The sequence below is a fragment of the Streptomyces durbertensis genome (assembly GCF_014156695.1).
Lineage (GTDB): Bacteria > Actinomycetota > Actinomycetes > Streptomycetales > Streptomycetaceae > Streptomyces > Streptomyces durbertensis.
Window position 1 is genome coordinate 1 of sequence record NZ_WMLF01000692.1, and the last position, 1,812, is coordinate 1,812.

General features: G+C 75.6%; 2 protein-coding genes. Both read right to left on the reverse strand.

Going from position 1 to position 1,812, the window contains the following annotated elements:
* Positions 1-54: 54 nt before the first annotated feature.
* Positions 55-1,278 (reverse strand): serine hydrolase domain-containing protein, encoded by a 1,224-nt coding sequence (locus GL263_RS25960; protein ID WP_323379565.1) that lies wholly within the window; start codon positions 1,276-1,278, stop codon positions 55-57.
* A 73-nt stretch (positions 1,279-1,351) separates the two neighbouring features.
* A partial coding sequence (locus GL263_RS28680) for a hypothetical protein (protein ID WP_228456835.1) occupies positions 1,352-1,812 on the reverse strand: 461 nt, incomplete at its 5' end.

Consider the following 1,812-nt stretch of genomic DNA (forward strand, 5'->3'; position numbering starts at 1 on the left):
GGTGACGGCGATGACCCGCCCGGCCGGTCCGGCGCCGGGCGGGCCCTCGCCGGTCTAGTCGCGCAGCAGGGCGCAGACGAAGTTCTCCTGGACGTGGCGGAGTCGGTCGAGGAGAGCGGGGTCGGCCGCCTCGTTGATCTGCGAGGTGACCGAGAAGGCGAGGGAGCGGCTGCCGTCCGGCGTGGCGGCCATCAGCTGGGTGTAGCCGGGGAAGTTGCCGGTGTGGCCGTGGACGACGCCGCAGCGCGTCGTGTAGCGGAAGACGGCGAGGCCCGCCTCGTTCCGCCCCGGGCCGGCCGGTTCGGACGCGCCCTCGATCCACCGGCGCTGCTCGCGCCGCGCCGCGCGCGAGAACAGCTCGCCGCCGACGTAGCCGCGCACGAACGCGGTCATGTCCTTCGGCGTGGAGACGATGCCCCCCGACGCCCAGGCGCCGGACGCGCTGACCGCCTCCGACACGTCCTGTGGCGGCTCGCCCGCCGCGACGGCGTAGCCGCGCATGTACGGCTCGGGCAGTTCGTAGCCCTGCGGGAGGCTGGTCCGCCGCAGCCCGAGAGGACGGTGGACAAGCTTCGCGAGCAGCTTCTCGTACCGCTGCCCGGTCGCCGCCTCCGCCATCAGCGCCACGGCGATGTTGTCGGAGTTCGAGTACCGGTAGCGGGTGCCGGGGCGGAACTCCAGCGGCCTGTCGGCCACGAAGTCCAGCAGCCGGCGGGAGTCGAACCGGCGGCGCGGGTCCTCCAGAAGCAGCTCGACGAAGCGGGGGTCGGCGGAGAAGTCGGGCAGCCCGCTGGTGTGGTTCAGCAGCTGCCGCAGGGTGACGCGGTGCCAGGCGCGGGGCTGGTCGGGCAGCACCTCGCCGAGGGTGCTGTCCAGGCGCAGCGCGCCGCCGTCGACGAGGCGCAGCGCCACGGCGCCGCTGAACGCCTTGCTGGTGCTCGCGGTCCGCGTGTGGTCGGTCGGCTCGATCGGCCGGTCCGTGCCCAGTTCGGCGACGCCCGCGCGGTACACCTCGGGCCGCCCGTCGCGTTCCAGCACGGCGATCACCCCCGGCGGGCCGCCCGGGGCGGCGACCAGCTCCCGCAGCTGCCGCGTGAGCGCCGGGTCCCGGCCGTCCGGACGGCCGTGGCTGTGGCCGGGGCCGTACCCGTGGTCGGGCTCCGGGTCGGTGGAGGGCCCGCCGGCGTGCGCGGGCGCGGAGATCAGTCCGATGAGGCAGGCGCCGGCCACCAGCGTGGCGACGGACAGCCTCAGACGTGAGGAGCGGGGCAGCGGCACGGCGGTTCTCCCGGTCGGCGGAGGGGGCCTACCGGACCAGGCTCGGCCGCCGCCACACCCACCGCGCGCCCCGCTACGCCGTCCGGCCCAGCCGCGGCCTCTCGACGACCGGGCAGCGGACCCACAGTCGTACGCCGGCCACGAGAAGCTCCGACGCCGCATCGTGTTCGGCGGGCGTCCACGCGCCGCTCCCGCCGCCGAACAGCTTCTCGTACGCGCTGTCCTGCACGGCGGTCCGCGCGGGCAGCGGGTGTTCCCCGCCGAGCCCTCGTGCCAGGTCCTCGAAGAAGTTCCACGCCTCCAGCGCGCGGGCCGCGGGGAGGCTCCGACGCTCCGGGGCAGCCAACCAGCGCTGGACACGCGCGAGTTCCAGGGTGTCGGCCTCGGGAGTGGCCAGTCGTCTCCCGTGCCGGCTCACGTAGACCCGCGCCTGCCGGACCGTCCGGAACAGCGGTACTCGCCGTCGATCGCCGTCCGGCAGGGTCACCACCCGGTCGGGTCTGTCGCCCGCGCCGCCCGCCCACAGCACCACCC